Here is a 22,399-nt window from a genome sequence, read left to right as displayed (position 1 = left end):
GTGGCTAGGCGTAAACTAGGAAGCCCTCGTGTTCGCGGGGGCTTTTTTGTAAGGGGAGAAGCAGTGAAGCAAAACAAACGTCATCAGCAAATCATTGATCTGGTTAAGTCACAAGGATACGTGAGCACGGAAGACTTGGTTGAGCGCTTCAATGTCAGCCCGCAAACCATTCGACGCGATCTTAATGAATTGGCGGCAGAGAACCATATTCGTCGCCATCATGGGGGCGCAACGGTGCCGTCCAGCTCTGAAAATACCGCGTATGCCACCCGTAAAGTGCTTCAGCAGCACGAAAAAGACACCATCGCCCAAGCGCTTGTTCAACACATTCCCGATGGTGCCACCTTGTTTATCGATATTGGCACCACACCTGAAGCCGTGGCACGGGCGTTGTTAGATCACCAAAACTTACGGGTAGTGACCAACAACTTGAATGCCGCCGCGATCCTGATGCCAAAGCAGGATTTTACGGTGATTATTGCGGGCGGCGAAGTACGTAACCGTGATGGCGGGATTGTGGGTGAAGCCACACTCGACTTTGTCTCTCAGTTTCGGCTCGACTTTGGCATTCTTGGTATCAGTGGTATTGACGATGATGGCTCACTGCTCGACTTTGACTACCATGAAGTGCGGGTCAAAAAAGCCATTCTTGATAATAGTCGTTGTGTGATGTTAGCGGCAGACCATACCAAATTCGGCCGTAATGCCATGGTGAATCTGGGGAATATCACCCAGCTCGATATGGTCTTTACTGACGCGACGCCACCGGCACAGATCCGCGACATGCTAAGCGCGCAGGGGAGCCATCTTGAGGTGATCAGCCACCCTGGATGGGTCGCTGACGTCACCGCCGAGTCATCATTGGTATAAGTATTTAGTGAATAATAGGTCGGTGAGCATACGGCGATTGGTTTCGGCGAGTAGGAGCTCGTTGACCTTCTCTAAACACTTTTTTCTAATCGTTTCCCGGCCAGACAAAGATTTTATCTGGGTAGCGGTTTGCTGGTTCAAGGTTTCAATAATCACATCGCGGATAAGGGGAGAGTGATACTCAAGCTCACTGACGAGTTTGGGGTTATCGACCATCAACTCCACTTTTATCTTGATAAAGCCTAGCCGGCGACCTTCGGTCACATAGTTGGTGGTGATCTCAGGCTCCAAAGAAAAGTAACTGTATTTAGGGTTACGCTCACCCTCTTCTTGTGCATGGACGGCGGCACTAAGCCAGAACAACACGCTCAGTACGACCATTAATAGGGGTTGCTTTTTACTCATAGTGACCCAGTTATTCCGTTCATGGTGTGATAAGGGTAGGCCGAGCGCATTCTCCAAACGCAGCCAGCCTGATACAATTACCAGCCGAGTATAGCAACATTGTCCACCCCTTAGCGGTAAGGACAGGCGAATTTTGCGCGATGTGGCACAGGAAACAATGTCGGAATTAAATCATACCTATTTAGAAGCGCTGCAAATGGCACGCTGGGAGCGACCAGATATTGCGGCGCTAAAGCGCACCGCAGAGGGCAGTTGGTTACTCGAATCGCACTCGATGACAGCGAGGCTAAAGCGCCACTGTCATGATTTTGATGTGGATGTGATTGCTGTTTATCAATTAACCCCAGATAAACTGACCGACGGCGAAATCGCGCTGATTGGCCAAGAGGCTTGTGTGGTGCGCGAAGTGGTATTAAAAGGGGATGGGCGTCCTTGGCTGTGCGCGCGCACCCTGATGCCCGCTTCCACCTTAGAAGGGCAAGGAGGACACTTGCACGCGTTGGGCACCGAGCCATTGGGTCAACATGTATTTAAACAGCGCGCCTCTCGCCGCGATGCGATTGAAACCGCCAATGTGGCGTGTCTATCGCATCAGTTACATGCGCGTCGCTCTCGCCTTTGGCTTCACAATCGGCCAATGTTAGTGGCGGAGCTGTTTTTGCCAGACTCACCTGTGTATGGAAAGGAGATCCCGGCATGAGCGCAAAACTGGCGGCCTTTGGACAGTTAGCACGTTTAGACCGACCTATTGGCACCTTACTGCTGTTATGGCCCACTCTATGGGCTTTGTTTTTAGCGGCGGAGGGTCTACCGCCACTCTCAACTTTAGCGGTCTTTGTGCTCGGTGTGTATATGATGCGTGCGGCAGGTTGCGTGATTAATGACTATGCAGATCGCCACGTCGATGGCCATGTTAAGCGTACTAAAGACAGGCCGTTACCGGCCGGACGGATCAACGAAAAAGAGGCCATTGGCTTTTTTATTGCGTTGGTATTGGGCGCTTTTTTGTTGGTGCTCACCCAAAACCGTTTGACCATTCAACTCTCTTTTGTCGGCGTTGCGCTGGCGTTTATTTACCCTTTTATGAAGCGCTACACCCATCTGCCCCAGTTAGTGTTAGGGCTGGCGTTTAGTTGGGCGATCCCCATGGCGTTTGCGGCGGCGCAAAATGCGCTGCCCCCCGTAGTTTGGCTGTTGTTTCTGGCTAACATTTGTTGGACCATCGCTTACGACACCTTGTATGCCATGGTCGACAGAGACGATGACGTTAAAATTGGCATCAAATCGACCGCCATTTTATTTGGCCGCTGGGACAAAGCGGCAGTGGGTGGCTTGCAATTATTCACCTTGGGGCTGCTGATGCTCGCTGGGCAGTGGTTAGCGCTGTCGCCAGCCTATCAGTGGAGCTTATTGGCCGCTTTTGCCTTGTTTGTTTATCAGCAATACCTTGCCAGAGAGCGCGAGCGAATGGCGTGCTTTAAAGCCTTTTTGAACAATAACTATGTCGGCTTAGTGATTTTTATTGGTGTATTGCTGGGTGTGTACGGTTAGCCCAGTTTGAAGAGAAAGATAAGAAAGGCGCTTCTTGATAAAGCGCCTTTTTTGATCTGGGCTGATTGGTGAACGGACGGTTTCGCTTAGCTTTTGTCCGTCTTGTGCGTACCTAGTGGCTGATTAAGCACCGCTTGAATGGTCAATTGCACTTCCGGTGAAATTAACCCACACACCAGATCGTTGAGTGCGGCGATACGCTCGGCATTGGCTTTGGCATCATCATCCAAATAGCCTTGCTCACGGAGCGTATCGACGAAGGTGCTAAATACGCCTTTGTCAAAAAACTCAGGTGCATTAATACCGTGTAAGCGGCTCAGACGCTGTGCCAGCATTTGGCTGTGTTTTTCCAAATCGCGCTTATCAATGTGCGGCTGGTGGCTGAATAAGGTGAGCGTAATCGCGTAGCGCTGCAGCGTTTCGGCAATGGTACGGCCAAGTAATTGCAGCTCACCGAGCTTGGCATTATTCATGGTCACTTTGCCATCGTCACAACACAGCAGCGACTGCTCGTGCATCGCATGTAGCAAGGCATCGAAATAGCTTTCGAGTCCCGCGTTATCAAAGCTCATAAAAAGTTCTGCTTTGAGCAAGGGATACAGCTGCTGTACGCAGGCGCGCAAGCCCGATTGACTAATCGATTTGTGGGTCACCAATATTTGCGCGATCAGAGACGGCAGCGCCACGAGATGAATCACATTGTTGCGATAGTAGGTCATTAGGATCGCTTGTTGGCGATCTAAGGAAATCACCTCGCCCATGGTGTCTTTTTCGACCACCAATTTGTTGAGTGATAACGCGTGATCGACCAAATCCGCCGGTGATGCTTGAGGCACGCTGCTGCTTGGCGAGTAAGGCGCTTGCGTTAACAAAGCCTTATACACACCCAGTTGTGTTTCCAGTGCTTCACGGCTTAAGGCGCGCTGGCGCGAGGCGAGCAATGCAGTGGCACATAAGTTGAGGGCATTCGTGGCCGCCGCATCGTTAATGTGGGTCATCACCTTGGTGGCCAAATCGCTGACGACTGGGTTCATCCACGCCGGCTTTTGTGGCTCGATGGGATTGACGTAGTCGTGCCAATCAGGGACTTGTTCATTAAGGTGCTGATTGAGGGCAATGGGCTCGCCAAAGTTAACGTAACCGAGGCCATAATTACGCAGTTTGCGCACAATACCAAGCACCTGGCCAAAGCTTTCTTTCTCTTTGCGTTGACCTTGGAGCTCTTTGGCGTAGGTGTTGACCTCCATGACGTGCTCGTAGCCGATATAAACAGGCACCAAGGTAATGGGACGTTGTTGACCGCGCAGCATGGCTTGCAAGGTCATGGCGAGCATGCCTGTTTTTGCTGGCAGTAAGCGGCCTGTGCGAGAGCGGCCACCTTCGGCAAAGTACTCGACCGAGTAACCTCGGGCAAATAACTCGGCCAAGTACTCGCGGAAAACGGTGGAATACAGGCGGTTGCCCTTAAAGCTGCGGCGAATAAAGAAGGCACCACCACGACGGAAAAGCGGCCCAGCGGGGAAGAAGTTGAGATTCACGCCAGCGGCAATATGCGGTGGCACCAACCCTTCTTTGTACAGCACATACGACAGCAATAAGTAGTCCATGTGTGAGCGGTGGCAGGGCACATAAACGATTTCATGACCGTCTTGTGCTAACTGACGTACTCGTTCGGCATTATTGACGTTGATGCCTTGATAGAGCTTGTTCCAAAGCCAGGTAAGAATGCGGTCACTGTAACGGATCAAGCGATAGGAAAAGTTAGCGGCGATCTCTTCCATCATATCGACCGCTTCTTTACGAACTTTTTCAACCGATACATCACGGCTTTGCGCTTCGTCGTGGACGACTTTGTCGATGGCCTTTGATGCCAGCAGGCGTTTGAATAGCAGAGCGCGATTAGGCAAACGAGGGCCTGAAGCCGCGAGTTTTTGCCGCGAGAAGTGGATCATCGCCACCCGCGCCAATTTATGGGCGATGGCTTGGTCGGTGCCGTGCTTGTCGGCCATGTAGCGCAGCGACACCGCTTGGCTAAGTCGCACCATGCCATCACGGCCACGGGTAAGAATGGTCCACAGCTTCTCGGGGCCATTCATCGCGCGCAGAATGGCTTGGTGGCGCTGGGTCTCATTGCCCGGATCGCGCTGCCAAAGCACCGAGGCAGGCACAAGTTGAATATCTAACTCGCTGTCTTGCCGGTGTAAGTGGAGTAAGTCTTTAAAATGCGCGAGCGAGCGCGCAGGCAGATCGTCATCACCGGAAAACACCTTGCGTCCGTGACTAATAAACACGTAGCGCGGCAAGGTGACATCGCCAATGGTCAAGGGCGTTAACGGATCGGGAAGCCCTTGACGCAGACAGGTACGCCGTAAGGTTAATAAATCCGAATGAGACCGAAACGGCAACACATACACGATGGGCCGTGCGAGTGACAGATTAAGCTGTTCGACCGGTTCAGAGGGAATGCATTGGGTTTTTACCCAGGCAGAAAGCGGCAAATTCAATAGCTTGTAATAAATCTTTTGCCAGAGCGCCATGATTGTCAGTGCCTCAAATTCAAAATGCGCGCCAAGGATAGCAGAAAAGTGCCGCGAACTTGCAAACAAAGGTCGAGATTGACCGCTCTGCTGCGCGTCATCGGCGGCGTTCACGAGAATGAGATCCGCTTCTCGTGGGCATAATTAGTGCTTTTCAAGCTGCAGTTTACTGGATATACTCACAGTTAACTGTATAAAAAGACAGGTAAGAGCATGAAGCCGTTAACCGCGAGACAGCAACAGATCTTCGATTTGATTAAAGCACACATTGAAGAGACAGGAATGCCCCCCACCCGCGCCGAGATCGCCCGTCAATTGGGGTTTCGTTCGGCGAATGCTGCTGAGGAGCATTTAAAAGCCTTGGCCCGCAAAGGGGTACTGGAGATTATCCCAGGCGCCTCGCGTGGTATTCGTTTGATCAGTGAAGAAGAAGTGGTGACGCCGGAAGAGCAAGGGCTGCCCTTAATTGGTCGTGTCGCCGCCGGGGAGCCGATACTGGCGCAAGAGCACGTGGAAAGCCACTATCAGGTTGATCCTGATCTATTCAAGCCTAATGCTGACTTCCTGCTTCGTGTGAATGGCATGAGCATGAAAGACATTGGTATCCTCGATGGTGATTTGCTCGCCGTCCACAAAACGCAAGATGTGCACAACGGCCAAGTGGTGGTTGCCCGTGTCGATGACGATGTGACGGTCAAACGGCTTGAGAAAAAAGGCGCACAAGTGGTACTTCATGCTGAAAACGATGAGTTTATGCCCATTTCGGTGGATTTAACCGCACAATCGCTGACCATTGAAGGCGTCGCTGTGGGGGTGATCCGTAATACCGACTGGATGTGATCCTGGCCTGGGCGGGCGAGAGCGTCCGCCATTAAAGCGCGGTTAAAAAAACACCTTTGCATTCTTGCTAAGTTAAACGATAATTATTATCATCAAAAATTATCGTGTGTGGAGGTGTCCGTGCGTACTCAACAGCATTCTGTTCCCAGTAAGCTATTTAAGCCAATGTGGCTGCGCAGTCGTGAGAGCCTGACTGACGACGGGGTGATCTATGATCCTATGGCGGCCGCGGCCTGTCAGGGGTGCGTGTTGCAGCCCGAATGCGATTGGCGCAACCTCGATCAAACCCAGCTGCTATATGCCACACTCACTAGCCAATGTGATGCCATCGTCAAACAGTTTTTGGCCCAGCATCCCACTGCGTGGATTATTAACGTGGGTGGCGGATTAGATACCCGCTTTTATCGATTGGATAACGGCCGCTGTCGCTGGTTGGAAGTGGACGTGGACGAAACCCTGCTCTGGCGTGAGCGCCTCTTTCATACCAGTGAGCGGTTTCGGATGGTGCAAGGCTCGGTCAAGCAGCTTGACTGGTTGGCGCAGTTGGCGGTGCCGGCCGGTCACCCGACGATGCTGATTTGCGATCAAGCCTTGTTAGAATGCACTAACCAAGACATTTCTGCTTTTTGCCACCATATTAGCCGTTATTTCCCCCAACTTGAGGCTTGCTTGGTCTTGGCGGGGGACAAATGTCATACTCGCATGGGCCAAAAGCTCGGCTGTGAGCGCTACCAACACGGGTTCACCGACCCCAGAATGGCGATTATTAATGCGTTACCTTGGGCGTGTCGCGTGGAAGAAAAATCCCCGCTCGATAAGCCGTGTCCGCGTTGGCGACTGTGGCAGCGTGCCCTGGCGGCGATGCCGCGTTACCGTCTGCGTTTTACCCCGGTGGTTCTGCACCTAGAACTGTAGTGCGGCGTGGTTCGCCGCCTGCCGCGCCTGCGTGATGTATCAGTATGTGCTTGGCATCACGATCTTTTTCTGCTGTTTTTTTGTCCTTTAGGCAAACCTCTCCTAAATTGAATGTAAATAAAACGTTAATGAATGTGACCGGCTGTATCGCGTTTTTTCCTTAACGACGGCTTGCTGATATCGCCACTCTGACTGCTATCACGGCGTGAGACGTTGGTATGTGGCCATAGGCAGCGAGGCTTTGCATTGATGCCGTGAGGCAGGAGGGAGCCGTGCTGAGGCACCAACGACGAATCCTAGCATTGGGAATGGCTTTGCTCAGTGGCCCAGCGCTGGCCGCCGAGCGTGAAGGCTGGAACCTCACCCAAGGGGTGACGGCCATCAGTCAGCAGGTGTATGACCTGCACATGACCATCTTTTACATCTGCGTGGCGATTGGCGTGCTGGTATTTGGGGTGATGTTTTGGGCCATCATCCGCCACCGCAAATCCAAAGGCGCAAAGCCTGCCTCGTTTCATGAAAGCACCAAAGTAGAAATTGCGTGGACGCTCGTGCCGTTTTTGATTTTGGTGGGCATGGCAATTCCGGCCACCCAGGTGTTACTTGATATGGAAGATACCAGCGAGCCGGCACTCACGGTGCAGGTAACGGGCTCACAATGGAAGTGGCATTACCGCTATTTTGACCATGACGTTGCCTTCTTTTCACTGCTTGCCTCTAGTCCGGAACAAATCCGCAATGAAAGACAAAAGCGTGATACCTATTTGCTCGAGGTCGATCAGCCTTTGGTGTTGCCAGTTGGGCGTAAGGTGCGCTTTTTGATCACCTCACAAGATGTGATTCATTCGTGGTGGGTGCCCGCCTTTGCGGTGAAGAAAGATGCCAACCCCGGCTTTATTAACGAGGCGTGGACCAAAATTGATAAGCCTGGCATTTACCGCGGCCAATGTGCAGAGCTGTGCGGGAAAGACCACGGCTTTATGCCGATTGTGGTGATCGCCAAGCCCCAAGCGGAATTTGATGCTTGGGTGCAAGAAACCGCCTTAGCGCAGCAAAAAGCGCGCGAAGAAGAGCAACGCTTGCTGGACATGGAAATGCCGATGGATGAGCTGATGGCGCTCGGCAAACAAGTGTATGACAGTCGTTGTGGCATGTGTCATCAAAGCGAAGGGCAAGGGATGCCGGGCGTGTTCCCCGCGTTGGCGGGCGCTGAGATTGCTACTCAACCGGATAGATTGGTCGACCATATCGATATTGTCGTCAACGGTAAAGCGGGCACTGCCATGCAAGCGTTTGGCCCGCAATTGTCGCTCAAAGAATTGGCAGCGGTGGTGACCTATGAGCGTAATGCGTGGGGCAATGACACTGGTGAGACCGTACAAGCTGCGCAAATCAACGCGGTGAAGTCAGGTGAAGATCTTTAGGAGCGCGTGATGACAGATACTACCCCAGATAACCTGCATGACGATCATCACCACAAACCACGTGGGATCATGCGTTGGGTGTTGACCACCAACCACAAAGACATTGGCTCCATGTACCTGATTTTCAGCTTCACCATGTTTTTACTGGGTGGGGCAATGGCGATGGTGATCCGCGCTGAGCTTTTCCAGCCCGGACTACAATTGGTTGAGCCTAACTTTTTCAACCAAATGACCACAGTGCATGGCCTGATCATGGTGTTTGGCGCGGTGATGCCCGCGTTTACCGGTTTGGCTAACTGGATGGTGCCGATGATGATTGGGGCACCGGACATGGCGCTGCCACGGATGAATAACTGGAGCTTTTGGATCCTGCCGTTCGCATTCTTGCTACTCATTGGTTCTTTGTTTATGGAAGGCGGCGGCCCTAACTTTGGTTGGACCTTCTACGCACCGCTGTCGACCACCTATAGCCCAGACAGTACCGGTCTATTTGTATTTGCCCTGCATATCATGGGGATCAGCTCGATCATGGGTGCCATCAATGTGATTGTCACCATTACCAATATGCGTGCGCCGGGCATGACCTACATGAAAATGCCGCTGTTTGTTTGGACGTGGCTGATCACCGCCTTTTTGCTCATTGCAGTGATGCCGGTGTTGGCGGGCGCGGCCACCATGGTGCTTACCGATAAATACTTTGGTACCAGCTTTTTCGATGCCGCGGGGGGCGGCGATCCAGTTTTGTTCCAGCATATTTTCTGGTTCTTTGGTCACCCCGAGGTCTACATCATGATTTTGCCAAGCTTTGGCATTATCTCGGCCATTGTCCCTGCGTTTTCACGCAAGCGCCTGTTCGGTTATAGCTCGATGGTGTATGCCACCGCCTCGATTGCGGGGTTGAGCTTTTTGGTGTGGGCGCACCATATGTTCACCACCGGGATGCCGGTGTTTGCCGAATTATTTTTCATGTTCTGCACCATGCTGATATCGGTGCCCACTGGGGTGAAGGTCTTTAACTGGGTGGCGACCATGTGGCGGGGATCCTTGACCTTTGAAGTGCCCATGTTGTTTGCGATTGCCTTTATTGTGCTGTTTACCATCGGTGGGTTTTCGGGCTTGATGCTGGCCATTACCCCGGTCGATTTTCAGTATCACGATACCTATTTTGTGGTGGCGCACTTCCACTATGTGCTGGTTTCGGGGGCGGTGTTCTCGATTATGGCCGCCGCTTACTACTGGCTCCCCAAGTGGACGGGCCATATGTTTAATGAAACCTTGGCCAAGTGGCACTTTTGGTGTTCGGTGATTTCGGTGAATGTGCTTTTCTTCCCCATGCACTTTCTGGGACTGGCGGGAATGCCACGCCGGATCCCCGATTATGCCCTGCAGTTTGCCGACGTGAATGCGATTGTCAGTATCGGTGGCTTTGCCTTTGGTTTATCGCAACTCATCTTCTTGGTGGTGGTGATTCAATGCGCACGGGGTGGCGCACCAGCGGCCGCTAAACCGTGGGAAGGTGCCGAAGGGCTGGAGTGGACTGTACCTTCGCCGGCACCGTATCACACCTTTGAGACACCGCCTGATCTCAAGGAGGTGCGAGATGGCCACTAAATCAACCCGCTCCGCTCGCCGATTACTGCTGCTCGCAGTGGTGATGTTTGGCTTTGCCTTTGCCTTAGTGCCTTTGTATGACGTGTTCTGTGAGGTGACGGGGATTAATGGTAAAACCGATACCGAGGCGGCCGCATCCAGTGCAGGCATTGACCAAGACCGCTTGGTGACCATTGAGTTTATCGCCTATATCAACCCCGGCATGCGTTGGACGTTTGAGCCCCAAGTCAACCAGATGCAAGTGCACCCTGGTGCGACTCACACGATTAATTATCTCGCAACCAATAATGCGCGCTACGACACCATTGGCCAAGCCGTGCCTTCGGTCTCGCCGGGTCTAGCGGCGCAGTACTTGAACAAAATTGAATGTTTTTGCTTTAACCGTCAGCCATTGCCACGTGGGGAGGATGCCTCTTTACCGCTGATCTTTTACGTGGATCCTGAGTTGCCGGATGACATTAACCACTTAACGCTGGCTTACACCTTGTTTGATGTGACCGCCAGCGCCGAGGAATAAGGAGGCGCTCATGGCGACGCCTGAACGTTATTATGTCCCAGCGGCGAGTATTTGGCCGATTGTCGGTGCCGTGGCGCTGTTTTTAATCGCTGCTGGCGCGGGGGCGACCGTGGGTGGTTTATTTGGTGGCAGTGGCCCTTGGCTGTTGCTGGCAGGCACTGTGCTTATTTTGGTGATGCTTACCGGCTGGTTTCGCGACGTGATCCGTGAGTCCATGCAAGGGCTGTACTCGGCGCAAATGGACCGGTCTTTTCGCCAGGGAATGAGCTGGTTTATTTTCTCTGAGGTGATGTTTTTTGGTGCCTTCTTCGGTGCGCTCTTTTATGCCCGCTTTATCGCCGTTCCGTGGCTCGGTGGTGCGAGCAATAACGCGATGACCGCGGCGGTGTTGTGGCCGGATTTTGTCGCTCAGTGGCCACTTACGTTGACCCCGGGCGGAATTGAAACCACTGCGATGCCGGCAATGGGACTGCCCTTACTTAACACACTTATCCTACTGACCTCATCGGTCACGCTCCATATTGCCCATACCGCGATTGAAAAAAATCAGCGCGAGCGACTGAAAGGCTTTTTACTGGTCACGGTATTGCTTGGGGCGCTGTTTATGTTCTTTCAAGGTGAAGAGTATGTGCACGCCTATCAAGAAATGAATCTGCGTCTCGATTCCGGAGTGTATGGCAACACCTTTTATTTATTAACTGGCTTTCATGGCCTACACGTTACATTAGGTACCATCATGCTGTTGGTGGTGTGGCTGCGTGTGATGCGGGGGCATTTTAGCCCTGAGCATCACTTTGGCTTTCAAGCTAGCGCCTGGTATTGGCACTTTGTCGATGTGGTCTGGCTATGCTTGTTTGTCTTTGTGTATATCTTGTAGCTCAGTAAGGACGCGGGTTAGGGGCTATCCAGCCCATGGAGAGCGCAATCAGCAATAATACGAAGACAACCACGGAAAACAGCACACGCCGACCGAGATAACGCGATAAAGGCACGGAACTATCGCCTTTTAGGAGTACCGGCAAGGCACGAAAAAGATTAAACAGAATAAAAACCAGTAAACAAATCAGAATAGCTTTGACCAACATAAGCGCTCCTTAGCGCAATAGGTAATCATGAAACAAGGACGGCGAATGGGGTTTCTGATATTGACTGTGGTTGTGGTCTTGCTGCTCGTCAAGTTAAGCCATTGGCAATGGACGCGTGGCGAGCAAAAAGCCCAACATCTGGCACAGTTTGAGGCCAATCAAGCACCGGAATCGCTCTCAGGCTCGGTGCAAAAAGGGCAATACCTGGCGATTGATGGCCAGTTTCGTCCCGAGTTTGCCGTGTGGCTCGACAATCAGACTCACCAAGGTCGCGTAGGCTACCGCCTTTTTCTTCCCTTCATTCCAAGCCAGCAGCCATCGCAATGGTGGCTAGTGGAGTTGGGCTGGATGGCCGCGCCTGCGCTGCGCCGCTTGCCGGCGGTGCCAGAGTTGGCATCGCGTTACCAGCTGTCTGGCTTCGTTGATACACCGTCTAAGCGGGTGGTACTCAAAAAAGAAACGGCATCGCATGATTGGCCCGCTCGGAGGCAGCGCATTGACTTACAAGCCTTGAAGGCCCAATTGCCAACGCTTAATCCGCAGTGGCTGATACGGACAGAAAAACTGGTGGATGTGACCACGCCGAGCACAGATGCCTTGGCGCAAGCTGGGGTGACGCCAGTGTGGCAGCCGGTGGTGATGCCGCCAGCAAAACATTATGGCTATGCTTTGCAATGGGCATTGATGGCGCTCGCGGTCAGTATTGGCGCAGGTATTTGGTGGTACAAAACAAAACAGAGGGAAGCGATGTGAAAGGACGCATGACGCTGGTGGCATTGATTGGCATTTTTGTCCTGCCCGTGGTGGTGGCGAAATTGGTGCTGGAGAAAAGCTGGTATGAAAAAGGGGTCACCAATTACGGACAGTTTCTCTCTGAGCCAGCGACCCTAAATTGGTTACCCGAACAAGGCCAGTGGCGGTTGATTTATCGGGTGCCAGAGCAATGTGATTCTGTGTGTGAACAAGCGCTGTTTCAGTTAACACAAATTCCCATTGCGGTAGGCAAAGAGCGAGACCGGGTCAGTAGCGTGGCACTGATGAGCACCGCCCAGAAAGCGCCGGAGGTACTGACACGGCAAACCCTGACGACGGAGCAGGCGCAGGCATGGCAGCAGCAAGCGTTTGATAAAAATACCATTTATCTTAGCGACCCGATGAACAATGTGGTGCTGGCCTATCCAGTCAGTGACGATAAAACCCAGTGGGTGGCGCAAGGTAAAGGCTTATTGCGCGATCTCAAACGGCTTCTCAAGTTGTCTAAGGTAGGCTGATTATGGCAACGCGTCGCTACCAACTCGCCGTCTTATCGACACTGATACTGGCCGTGCTGGTGGTTGGACTCGGCGCGTATACCCGCCTGACTGAAGCAGGGCTGGGCTGCCCAGACTGGCCCGGCTGCTATGGCCATTTAGGAGTGCCGGCCAGTGACAGCGCGCAATCGGTCGCCATGTCGCGTTTCCCAGATGCGCCGCTCGATATCAATAAAGCGTGGAATGAAATGCTGCACCGCTACGTGGCCGGCACCCTAGGGCTGGCGATTTTTGCGTTGGCGTGGATCAGCTGGCGACGTCCTGACTATCAGGCGTTGCGACCGCTGACCACCTTGCTCAGTGTGGTGGTCATCGCGCAAGCCGCCCTAGGGATGTGGACGGTGACCCTAAGTTTAATGCCGGTGGTGGTAATGGCGCACTTACTCGGTGGTTTCACCACGGTATGCTTGCTGGTTTGGCTGGCGGTGGCAACAGGCGCGCTCCGATTGCCGGCAATTGCGGTGTCGTCATCCGCACGTCGTGTGGGCTCCTTGGCCTTGGTGGCGGTGATTATACAAATCGGACTCGGCGGCTGGACCTCCGCCAACTATGCCGCCACTGTATGCACTCAGCTTCCTATCTGTGAAAGCCCTTGGTGGCAGCTTTTCACCCCTTCCGCCTTTCATCCTGTCAGTCCTCTTAGCGACACCTATCAGTTTGGGGTGCTGAACCATGCCGAGCGGGTGACCATTCATGCCACCCACCGTCTGGGCGCCATGGTGGTCACCGTGTTAGTGCTCGCTTGGGCATGGATGCTGTGGCGTGCTGGGGCGCGTGCGCTGGCAATGAGTGTCAGCGCCGTGTTGGCGATTCAAATTACGCTGGGCGTGACCAATGTGGTCGCGCTACTGCCCCTGAGTGTGGCGGTGGCGCATAACCTCGGTGGATTGTCGCTATTGGCCACATTACTCCTCACCCGATTTTTATGTCTTTCATCGTCGATCCGACAAGGAGCCCGTGATGGCACAGTTTCAACGTACCGCTAGTGTTTCGACGCCTGCTGGCGCCAGTTGGCGAGATTATTATGAGCTGACCAAGCCGCGCGTGGTCGCCATGTTGCTCCTCACTGCGCTGGTGGGAATGTGTTTAGCCACCCCCGGCTGGCCACCTTGGTCGGCCGTATTGGTAGGGTTATTTGGCATTGGCGCACAAGCCAGTGCCGCGGCGGTGTTTAATCATGTTATCGACTGGAAAATTGACACGAAAATGCAGCGCACCCGCCATCGCCCCGTTGCCGAGGGACGAGTGACTCAAGGCGCCGCGTTGGCCTTTGCGGTAGGGCTGATGGTGAGCGGTTTTATCGCCTGTTGGTGGCTGAACCCGCTCACGGCTTGGCTAACGTTTGCTAGCCTGGTCGGGTATGCGTTGGTGTATACCCAGTGGCTTAAACCCGCGACCCCGCAAAATATCGTGATTGGTGGTTTGGCCGGTGCAATGCCACCACTGCTAGGCTGGACCGCGGTGACCGGAGAGCTTCACGCGCATGCGTTGCTGTTGGTGATGATCATTTTTACCTGGACGCCGCCTCACTTTTGGGCGTTAGCGATACATCGTCGCCATGATTATGCCAAAGCCGATGTGCCAATGCTGCCGGTCACTCACGGGGTAGGGTTTACCCAAACCATGGTGTTGCTTTATACCCTACTGCTGGTCATCGTGGGCATTTTCCCTTGGCTGACTGGAATGAGTGGTTGGCTGTATCTGGTAGGGGCGACCACGCTAAACCTGGTCTTTGTTGGCTATGCGTGGCGACTGAAAACCCAGTCGCAAAAAGGCATCGCGTGGCAGACCTTTAAGTTCTCGATATGGCATATCTTTGCGACCTTTGTGGTGCTGCTTGCCGACCACGCGTTGCGCTATTGAGTTGCGCGATTGGAGGGACTATTTTAGCCCTTTTGCCGACAGCACGGTGGCTTTGTCGGCGACAAACGAGACTTTGATGTGTTGACCATCGCCACCCCATACACAGTGGGTCAATCCCATGGTGTCGTCGCATTGGCTTGGCTCGCCAATGTGGCTCACAACCACGTCATAGCTCATGCCGACTTCGAGTTGATCATAGTTTTGCTTGGTGACTTTCGAGCAGCCCGCGAGTAATACCACCAACACACAAGCAAAAAATATACGCATAACCCTTCCTTATTCATTCAGTGATGAGGGCAGTTGACGCAGTGAGGCTGCCGCTCGTCGATGAGATTGCTGCAATGGTACACTGCTGCACCCATCAGGGCTACCCAAGGATGTGAGCGCTTGTCGGTGCAATCATGTTCTTTATCAAAAATAGATTACCTCCCTCACTCAGTGTGGGTTCTTTAAGATTCAAAACGAGGCAGTATGTGGCAGTCTTTAACCCAGCGTGAACTTCACTGGCGCGTTTTATCGCTGGCTTTACCCATGGTGATCTCCAACATTACCGTCCCCTTGTTAGGGCTCGTGGATGCCGCGGTGATCGGCCATTTGGAGCATGCGTGGTATCTAGGTGGCGTGGCGGTTGGCAGCACCATGATTAATGTCACCTTTTGGTTGTTGGGCTTTTTGCGCATGGCGACCACCGGGTTTACCGCGCAAGCCTATGGCGCGAATGATAACCGTGAGCTGGCAGCGACCTTTGTGCGTGGCGCGACCTTAGCGGGTCTGTTGGCTACGCTATTAATCGCACTGCATGTGCCCATTTTAGAGGGGGTCATGCACTTTAGTGATGCCAGTGCTGAAGTCAAACATTACGCGAGCCAGTATTTCTCCATTCGGATCTTTAGTGCGCCGGCGACCTTGATGAACTTGGTGATCATGGGCTGGCTACTAGGGGCGCAAAATGCGCGTCAGCCGATGTGGCTGCTGATTGTGGTTAATAGTGCCAATATTATCCTTGATTTGCTGTTTGTAGTGGGTCTCGATATGAAAGTCGAGGGGGCCGCGGCGGCGAGTGTGGTTGCCGATTATCTCGGCCTCATGCTGGGGCTCTATTTTGTCAAAGGTATCTGGCAATCGCGTCAGTTACCGACCGTTTGGTCGGTGTTTGAGCGTGGGCTAACTGGGATGAGCCGTTTGCTAAAGCTTAACCGAGACATCTTTTTACGCAGCCTTAGTTTGCAGTTGGCGTTTACTTTTATGACCTTCCAAGGGGCGACGCTTGGTGACGAGATTGTGGCCGCCAATGCGGTATTGATGAGCTTTCTGATGCTGATTTCCTTTGCGATGGACGGCTTTGCTTATGCGATGGAGGCGATGGTGGGTAGAGCGATTGGCGCGCAGAGCAAGTCTGCGTTGTTGGTGTCACTGATAGGCAGCACTTTTTGGTCGTTGGTGATTTGCTTGGCGATCACGCTGGCGTTTGGCGTGGCAGGCCATCACATCATTGCGCTGATTTCCGATATTGAGGCGGTGCGTGACCAAGCGGCACGCTATTTACCTTGGCTAGTAGCTATGCCTTTGGTGTCGATGTGGTGCTTTTTGCTCGACGGTATCTTTATTGGCGCGACGCGGGGTAAAGACATGCGCAATGGGATGTTTGTCGCCACTGCAGGCTTTTTTGCTGCCTGGTGGCTAGCGCAAGGATGGGGCAATCACGCCTTGTGGTTAGCGATGCTTACTTTTATGGCGCTAAGAGGGCTCAGTCTCGCGGTGTGCTTTGTTTACCACTGGAGACGAGACAGCTTTTTTGATGTCACCCGCTGAGTCCTATCAACCAAAAAAAACAGGCCAGTTGGCCTGTTTTTGCGATGGAGGGGACAGCGTCTTAGTAGTAAGAGTGATCGCCACGGGCATGCTCAGTCACATCACGCACGCCGTTCAACTCACCGCTGAATTCGGCCAGCAACTGCTTTTCGATCCCTTCTTTTAAGGTCACGTCTACCATTGAGCAGCCATTACAACCGCCACCGAATTGCAAAATCGCCACCGCGTCATCGGTGATTTCAATCAAGTTCACATGGCCGCCATGGCTGGCAAGCTGTGGGTTAACTTGGCTTTGAATCACGTAATCAACCCGCTCCATCAAAGGCGCATCGGAGGCCACTTTCCGCATTTTCGCATTCGGTGCTTTCAACGTCAGCTGTGAGCCCATTTTATCGGTGACAAAGTCGATTTCCGCTTCGTCTAAAAAGGGCAGGCTCATCTCATCGATAAAGGCCGAAAAGCCGTTAAATTTGAGTTCGGTATCGCTGCCTTCTATCGCTTCGGGGGGACAATAAGAAACACCGCACTCGGCGTTTGGCGTGCCTGGGTTAACCACAAACACGCGAATATTGGTGCCCTCGGGCTGTTGCTCAAGCAGCTTCACAAAGTGGCTTTGTGCATTTTCTGAAATATTGACTTCTGACACGACAAATACCTGACTAATCCAGTGTGTTTTATACAGTGTACTCCGGTTTGCGTTGGCTATCACCCCTTGAAGCATGTGGCTACTTTATGAGCATGGATAGCACGCTTTCCGTTAGGGTAGATCGGTACGTGCCAAACAGTAAATATCGATCGTTTCTGCTCCCGCACGGCGTAATAACCGGCACAGTTGTGACACCGTTTGTCCGGTTGTTACCACGTCGTCAATGATAGCCACATGCGAATCTGGCAGCTCGCCGCTGATCGCAAACGCATGTTTCAGATTAGAGAGCCGCGCCTGTCGGCTTAAACCTTGTTGTGGCGCAGTATGGCGATGTCGGACTAAAACGTTATCGACGACGTGAGTATCCAGGTAGTCGGCCAGTGCCCAGGCTAAATGCCCGCTTTGATTAAAGCCGCGCTGCCAGCGGCGCCGCCAATGGAGTGGAACAGGCAGCAATACGGGGGCGGGGTGATGGATACGTTCACTTAACTGGCGGGCAAAAGGTATCGCCAATTCAAAGGCCTGTTGGTATTTAAATGCATGGATAAGCTGCGGCAGCGGATCCTCGTAGGCACTGATCGCGACCAAGCGGTCCCATGCTGGAGGGTGGCTAAGGCAGACACCACAGCGTGCTTGTGGGGTTGGGACCGGCAGGCCGCAACATTGGCATAGACAATAAGAATAGTGCGCATCCCAGCAGGCGGCACAGCATAAAGCCGGGGTGGCACTCTCGGGTGCGGCATCCAATGACAAGTGGCAAACCGGACACTGAGAGGGCAAGAGTTTGCCTCTCCAGTGGGTGAGTAAACGCGTGAAGCGCCGTGGTGTGATTGCTGATATCATAGGCACCTTGATTGAAAAGCAACCAAGGCAGTGTAAAGCATGGCGTTATGTGATTGGCAATCTCACGGGCAAGGTCCCGATCTGGTTCTCATTCATGGCTGGGGAATGAACAGCGCTGTCTGGTCAATGTTGCTCCCTTACTTGACCGCGCACTATCGTGTTCACTGTGTTGACCTGCCGGGTTTTGGCGACAGCGCCCACCAACCGGATCTTGATATCGAGAAACTGGCACAAGTGTTGCTTAAAGAATCACCAGCGCATGCAACTTGGATAGGTTGGTCACTGGGCGGATTAGTGGCAACACAAGCCGCACTGTTATCGCCACAGCGCGTGACTGGATTGGTCACTATCGCCAGCTCACCCAAGTTTGTAGCAGAGCCAGGGTGGCGTGGGATCAAGTCGGCGGTACTCACCGACTTTGCCGACCAGCTTGAGCGTGATTTTTCGCAAACGGTGGAGCGCTTCATGGCGCTACAAGCCATGGGGTCACCCACGGCGAGAAAAGATGTGAAAGCACTCAAACAAGCGGTATTTTCGCGCCCGGCGCCCGACCCTCGCGCGTTGGCGGATGGCTTGGCGATGCTGGCAAACACGGATCTGCGCCAGCAGTGTGAGGCGATTTGTGTGCCGTGGCTGCGGTTATACGGGCGGCTAGACGGTTTGGTGCCCGCATCAGTGGCGGAAGCTGTCTCTGCGTTAGCGCCTCATTCGCAATGTGCGGTATTGGCACACAGTGCTCATGCCCCTTTTGTGACGGAGCCTGACGAAGTGGTGGACAAGCTACTTGCCTTTTTAGGCACAAACTTGCCGCCCAAATAGTGTACGCTGATCGTTTTTTGGTAGAATTGACTAAATCCTGTCATGGTTCTGCCGATAAGTTAACTATGTCACTTGCTCTGACATTAGGAGAGACCATAATGAACGTAGGTAACGTTGGGCAGTCTCAGGCGTATCATCAACAAACGATGAAGCCAAAAGCGCCGACACAACCGCAACAAAATGCGGACAACGCGGCCAAAGACACGAAAACAGCCAAGGCGGCTGAGACGCTTTCCGCTGCCGAGGCAGCAAAAGAAAGCAAAGATGTGAAAGCAGCGAAAAACGCTGAAGGTGTTAAAAAGCCAGAAGATAAATCATCGGTTGAATCCTTTACCTATGGTGCGTTGGGCATGGACCACCCGGACAAAGTGAAAGAAAACGATGATGCGGCCTATGGTGCGGGACAATTTTTGTCTGCGCTGGGCACAATAGGTACCATACTCGCGGTTGTCGTCTAAACTATAAGGAGACGAGGCCGCACTGACAATTAGGCCTTCAGCTGATGTTGGGAGGTAGCATCAGATGAATATATCGCCAGCAAGCGTCAGTATCCCAACTGTCGCGCCATCGGTGAACCCGCCAACTGAACAAGTTGCGCGGGACAATCGCATGCGCGAAAAAATTGTCCCTACCAAGCAAGCCCCAGAGCCAGAACACGGCAAAGCGGCGACCGATCAAGGTAAGCAGCTCGGCCGCTCATCCTGGGATCCGTCACAGCACCCTAATTATTCGCTCGACTACAGTCGCGAGTCCTTGTCCGGCGCTGATTACGACGGTGCCAATATTGCTGGGCGTGTTGATGCCATGGCACGTAATGAGCCTGGAGAGCAAGCACGCAAAGACAACGGCTATCCCTTGGGGTTGAAAATGCCGGAAGAGGTGCTGGAGAAAGTTGAAGAGCTGAAAAGGTTCGAGCAAACGCGTGCGGTGGTTGCCATGCGTTATCAGCAAGCAACCGTGGCGAACATGCCCTCAGAGGTGCTGATTGTGATTTAAGTGGTGTCAATGATGCCACGATGAAAAAGCCCCACGATGTTTCGTGGGGCTTTTTGGTTAGGAGCGCTTGGCGCGGGCAAAGGCATCGGCCATGCTGCCCATTGCAGCGGGTTTGTCCTGGCGCTTTTTCGGCGCTTTCTCACGTGGCTTAGGGGCGGCGGCTGAGGGTTCGCTGGTGGCTGGGGTATCGTCGAGGCGCATCGATAACCCAATTCGCTTGCGCGGCGCATCCACCTCCATGACTTTTACTTTCACCACGTCACCGGCTTTGACCACGTCGCGTGGATCGCTAATAAAGCGGTTTGATAGCGCGGAGATGTGTACGAGGCCGTCTTGGTGGACGCCAATATCGACGAACGCACCAAAGTGCGTGACATTCGTGACCACGCCTTCGAGCTGCATACCTGGTTTTAAGTCACTGATCTGATTCACGCCCTCGGCAAAGGTCGCGGTTTTAAACTCAGGGCGCGGATCGCGGCCGGGTTTGGCCAGCTCGTTCAATACATCGGTGACGGTGATTTGGCCAAAGGTGTCATCCGCGTAGTCACTGGCGGTTAAGCTTTGTAATAAGCCCGTGTTACCCACTAAGGCATCGATGGCCTTACCCGTCTTTTGGGCGATATGTTTGACCAATGGATAGGTCTCTGGGTGGACACCCGAGCGGTCAAGCGGGTTGGCGCCATCCATTACCCGTAAAAAGCCAGCGCATTGCTCATAGGCTTTGGGGCCAAGGCGCGGCACTTTCAGCAGGGTTTTACGATCGCCAAATCGACCATTTTCATCGCGAAAGGCAACAATGTTTTGCGCCATTGTTTGGCTGAGACCCGCTACGCGATTGAGCAGCGGCGCGGACGCGATATTGACATCGACCCCTACGGCGTTCACACAGTCTTCCACCACTGCATCAAGCTTTTTCGCCAGCTGGTGTTGAGAGACATCGTGCTGGTACTGACCGACGCCAATCGATTTAGGATCAATTTTAACCAGCTCGGCGAGGGGGTCTTGCAGGCGGCGGGCGATAGAAACCGCGCCACGTAGCGAGACATCCAGGTCGGGAAATTCTTTGGCTGCCAGCTCTGACGCTGAGTAAACCGAGGCACCGGCCTCACTGACCATCACGGTTTGGATGCTCAAATCGGCTTGTTTGAGCATGGTGGTGACAAAGTGTTCGGTTTCACGTGAGGCGGTGCCATTGCCGACCGCAATCAAGTTCACGCCATGGCGATCAATAAAACGGCGCAGTGTTTTACTCGCCCCTTCAATATCGTGTTTAGGCGCGGTGGGGTAAATGGTGGCGGTGTCGAGCAGTTTGCCAGTGCCATCCACCACCGCCACTTTACAGCCGGTACGTAGGCCTGGGTCTATCCCCATGGTGCAGCGAGGGCCGGCCGGTGCAGCCATCAATACATCTTTTAAGTTGGCGGCAAACACATCAATGGCGTCGTTCTCTGCGCGCTCTTTCAGGTTGGCCATGAACTCGGTCTCAAGATGCATCAAGATTTTTACTCGCCAGGCAAAGGCGATGACTTGTTTGCGCCAACGGTCTGCCGGGGCGGTGCCCAAAGACAGCTGATAGTGTTGAGCAATCATGGTCTCGCACACGCTTTGCTTGCTGTCTGGTGCTTGGTCGGGGTCGGCAACCAGTGCCAGCTGTAGCACGCCTTCATTGCGACCACGAAGCATGGCTAAGGCACGATGAGACGGTACTTTGGCGATTGGCTCTTGGTGAGCAAAGTAGTCTTTGAACTTGGCACCGGCTTCTTCCTGGCCAGCAACCACGGTGGCGCGCAGCACCGCGTATTGCTTAAGGTATTGGCGCAGCGTCTCTAATAAGCTCGCATCTTCGGCAAGGCGCTCCATCATGATGGCGCGGGCCCCCTCGAGTGCCGCTTTGGTGTCGGCGACGCCCTTTTCAGCATTGATGTATTGCTCAGCAAGTGTGTCAGGGTTGTGTGAGGCGTCTTGCCATAAGGCCTCAGCCAAGGGTGCTAGGCCGGCCTCAATCGCAATTTGGCCTTTGGTTCGGCGCTTGGGTTTGTAAGGCAGATAGAGATCTTCTAAGCGGTTTTTACTCTCGGCAGCGAGAATATCGCGGCGCAAGCTCTCGGTGAGTTTGCCTTGCTCGTCAATCGATTTGAGAATGGTATCACGACGAGCGTCCAATTCGCGCAGATAGAGCAAACGGGTCTCAAGGGTGCGCAATTGCGAGTCATCCAGGCCCTGGGTCGCTTCTTTGCGATAGCGGGCGATAAAAGGGACAGTGTTACCATCGTCAAGCAGCTCAACCGCTGTCTTAACTTGACCTGGTGCGACATTGAGTTCGTGCGCCAGGGTGTGTGTAATGGATGTGTGCAT

At 53.3% G+C, this 22,399-nt stretch carries 24 protein-coding genes; 17 read left to right on the top strand and 7 right to left on the bottom strand.

Features of this window, described 5'->3' with window-relative positions; translation table 11 throughout:
* Positions 1-63: 63 nt before the first annotated feature.
* On the top strand, positions 64-870 hold the full coding sequence (locus BGL48_RS06990; RefSeq protein WP_069361984.1) for a DeoR/GlpR family transcriptional regulator: 807 nt from the start codon (positions 64-66) through the stop codon (positions 868-870).
* Here the strand turns inward: BGL48_RS06990 and BGL48_RS06985 are convergent.
* A complete protein-coding gene (locus BGL48_RS06985) occupies positions 859-1,275 on the bottom strand; it encodes a flagellar basal body-associated protein FliL (RefSeq protein WP_069361983.1) in 417 nt (138 codons plus the stop codon). The genes BGL48_RS06990 and BGL48_RS06985 overlap by 12 nt on opposite strands.
* A 157-nt stretch (positions 1,276-1,432) precedes the next feature.
* Between BGL48_RS06985 and BGL48_RS06980 the strand changes: the two genes are divergently transcribed.
* Both BGL48_RS06980 and ubiA read left to right on the top strand, forming a co-directional pair.
* Positions 1,433-1,975 (top strand): chorismate lyase, encoded by a 543-nt coding sequence (locus BGL48_RS06980; protein ID WP_069361982.1) that lies wholly within the window; start codon positions 1,433-1,435, stop codon positions 1,973-1,975.
* Positions 1,972-2,826 (top strand): 4-hydroxybenzoate octaprenyltransferase, encoded by an 855-nt coding sequence (ubiA, locus tag BGL48_RS06975; RefSeq protein ID WP_069361981.1) that lies wholly within the window; start codon positions 1,972-1,974, stop codon positions 2,824-2,826. Before BGL48_RS06980 ends, ubiA begins: the two co-directional genes overlap by 4 nt.
* A gap of 86 nt (positions 2,827-2,912) precedes the next feature.
* On the opposite strand, the gene plsB is transcribed toward ubiA, so the two are convergent.
* A complete protein-coding gene (gene plsB, locus BGL48_RS06970; protein WP_069361998.1) occupies positions 2,913-5,363 on the bottom strand; it encodes a glycerol-3-phosphate 1-O-acyltransferase PlsB in 2,451 nt (816 codons plus the stop codon).
* A gap of 213 nt (positions 5,364-5,576) precedes the next feature.
* Between plsB and lexA the strand changes: the two genes are divergently transcribed.
* The 6 genes from lexA (at position 5,577) to BGL48_RS06940 (ending at position 11,547) form a co-directional block, all read left to right on the top strand.
* The gene (gene lexA, locus BGL48_RS06965; RefSeq protein WP_069361980.1) at positions 5,577-6,203 is read left to right on the top strand and encodes a transcriptional repressor LexA; all 627 of its coding nucleotides are present in this window, start codon (positions 5,577-5,579) and stop codon (positions 6,201-6,203) included.
* 120 nt (positions 6,204-6,323) lie between these two features.
* Positions 6,324-7,118 (top strand): class I SAM-dependent methyltransferase, encoded by a 795-nt coding sequence (locus BGL48_RS06960; RefSeq protein WP_321166655.1) that lies wholly within the window; start codon positions 6,324-6,326, stop codon positions 7,116-7,118.
* Between the two features lie 308 nt (positions 7,119-7,426).
* A complete protein-coding gene (gene coxB / locus BGL48_RS06955; protein WP_069361978.1) occupies positions 7,427-8,542 on the top strand; it encodes a cytochrome c oxidase subunit II in 1,116 nt (371 codons plus the stop codon).
* A 9-nt stretch (positions 8,543-8,551) separates the two neighbouring features.
* The gene (gene ctaD, locus BGL48_RS06950) at positions 8,552-10,153 is read left to right on the top strand and encodes a cytochrome c oxidase subunit I (protein WP_069361977.1); all 1,602 of its coding nucleotides are present in this window, start codon (positions 8,552-8,554) and stop codon (positions 10,151-10,153) included.
* Entirely contained in the window at positions 10,143-10,670 is a 528-nt protein-coding gene (locus BGL48_RS06945; RefSeq protein ID WP_069361976.1) for a cytochrome c oxidase assembly protein, read from the top strand. Before ctaD ends, BGL48_RS06945 begins: the two co-directional genes overlap by 11 nt.
* A 10-nt stretch (positions 10,671-10,680) precedes the next feature.
* Positions 10,681-11,547 (top strand): cytochrome c oxidase subunit 3, encoded by an 867-nt coding sequence (locus tag BGL48_RS06940; protein WP_069361975.1) that lies wholly within the window; start codon positions 10,681-10,683, stop codon positions 11,545-11,547.
* Position 11,548: 1 nt separating this feature from the next.
* Here BGL48_RS06940 and BGL48_RS06935 read toward each other — a convergent pair whose 3' ends face one another.
* Positions 11,549-11,755, bottom strand: coding sequence for a DUF2909 family protein (locus tag BGL48_RS06935; RefSeq protein WP_069361974.1), 207 nt, complete (start codon positions 11,753-11,755; stop codon positions 11,549-11,551).
* A gap of 45 nt (positions 11,756-11,800) precedes the next feature.
* On the opposite strand from BGL48_RS06935, the gene BGL48_RS06930 reads away from it, so the two are divergent.
* From BGL48_RS06930 to cyoE, 4 genes are read left to right on the top strand one after another with little or no spacing between them, the layout of a single operon-like run.
* The gene (locus BGL48_RS06930; protein ID WP_158012815.1) at positions 11,801-12,508 is read left to right on the top strand and encodes an SURF1 family protein; all 708 of its coding nucleotides are present in this window, start codon (positions 11,801-11,803) and stop codon (positions 12,506-12,508) included.
* On the top strand, positions 12,505-13,026 hold the full coding sequence (locus tag BGL48_RS06925) for a hypothetical protein (protein WP_069361973.1): 522 nt from the start codon (positions 12,505-12,507) through the stop codon (positions 13,024-13,026). Before BGL48_RS06930 ends, BGL48_RS06925 begins: the two co-directional genes overlap by 4 nt.
* A gap of 2 nt (positions 13,027-13,028) precedes the next feature.
* Positions 13,029-14,051 (top strand): COX15/CtaA family protein, encoded by a 1,023-nt coding sequence (locus tag BGL48_RS06920; RefSeq protein WP_069361972.1) that lies wholly within the window; start codon positions 13,029-13,031, stop codon positions 14,049-14,051.
* Positions 14,026-14,928, top strand: a complete 903-nt coding sequence (gene cyoE / locus BGL48_RS06915; RefSeq protein ID WP_069361971.1) for a heme o synthase — start codon at positions 14,026-14,028, stop codon at positions 14,926-14,928. Before BGL48_RS06920 ends, cyoE begins: the two co-directional genes overlap by 26 nt.
* An 18-nt stretch (positions 14,929-14,946) precedes the next feature.
* Here the strand turns inward: cyoE and BGL48_RS06910 are convergent, their stop codons facing one another.
* Positions 14,947-15,195: a DUF3862 domain-containing protein gene (locus tag BGL48_RS06910; protein WP_069361970.1), complete on the bottom strand. Its 249-nt coding sequence runs from the start codon at positions 15,193-15,195 to the stop codon at positions 14,947-14,949.
* Positions 15,196-15,399: 204 nt separating this feature from the next.
* On the opposite strand from BGL48_RS06910, the gene dinF reads away from it, so the two are divergent.
* Positions 15,400-16,740, top strand: coding sequence for an MATE family efflux transporter DinF (gene dinF, locus BGL48_RS06905; protein ID WP_069361969.1), 1,341 nt, complete (start codon positions 15,400-15,402; stop codon positions 16,738-16,740).
* Positions 16,741-16,801: 61 nt separating this feature from the next.
* On the opposite strand, the gene nfuA is transcribed toward dinF, so the two are convergent.
* Positions 16,802-17,461 carry a Fe-S biogenesis protein NfuA gene (gene nfuA / locus BGL48_RS06900; RefSeq protein WP_176719644.1) on the bottom strand — a complete coding sequence of 220 codons (660 nt, stop codon included), beginning with the start codon at positions 17,459-17,461 and terminating at the stop codon, positions 16,802-16,804.
* Between the two features lie 36 nt (positions 17,462-17,497).
* On the bottom strand, positions 17,498-18,229 hold the full coding sequence (locus tag BGL48_RS06895; protein ID WP_083238472.1) for a ComF family protein: 732 nt from the start codon (positions 18,227-18,229) through the stop codon (positions 17,498-17,500).
* Between the two features lie 39 nt (positions 18,230-18,268).
* Here BGL48_RS06895 and bioH point away from each other — a divergent pair, with 39 nt between their 5' ends.
* From bioH to BGL48_RS06880, 3 genes are all read left to right on the top strand, one after another.
* Positions 18,269-19,048, top strand: a complete 780-nt coding sequence (gene bioH / locus BGL48_RS06890) for a pimeloyl-ACP methyl ester esterase BioH (RefSeq protein ID WP_069361967.1) — start codon at positions 18,269-18,271, stop codon at positions 19,046-19,048.
* Positions 19,049-19,146: 98 nt separating this feature from the next.
* Entirely contained in the window at positions 19,147-19,506 is a 360-nt protein-coding gene (locus BGL48_RS06885; protein WP_069361966.1) for a hypothetical protein, read from the top strand.
* Positions 19,507-19,570: 64 nt separating this feature from the next.
* Positions 19,571-20,044, top strand: coding sequence for a hypothetical protein (locus BGL48_RS06880; protein ID WP_069361965.1), 474 nt, complete (start codon positions 19,571-19,573; stop codon positions 20,042-20,044).
* A gap of 57 nt (positions 20,045-20,101) precedes the next feature.
* On the opposite strand, the gene BGL48_RS06875 is transcribed toward BGL48_RS06880, so the two are convergent.
* Positions 20,102-22,399 (bottom strand): Tex family protein, encoded by a 2,298-nt coding sequence (locus tag BGL48_RS06875; protein ID WP_069361964.1) that lies wholly within the window; start codon positions 22,397-22,399, stop codon positions 20,102-20,104.

It is taken from the genome of Salinivibrio sp. SS3 (assembly GCF_001722105.1).
Classification (GTDB): domain Bacteria; phylum Pseudomonadota; class Gammaproteobacteria; order Enterobacterales; family Vibrionaceae; genus Salinivibrio; species Salinivibrio kushneri.
This window is presented reverse-complemented; position numbering and strand designations above follow the sequence as displayed.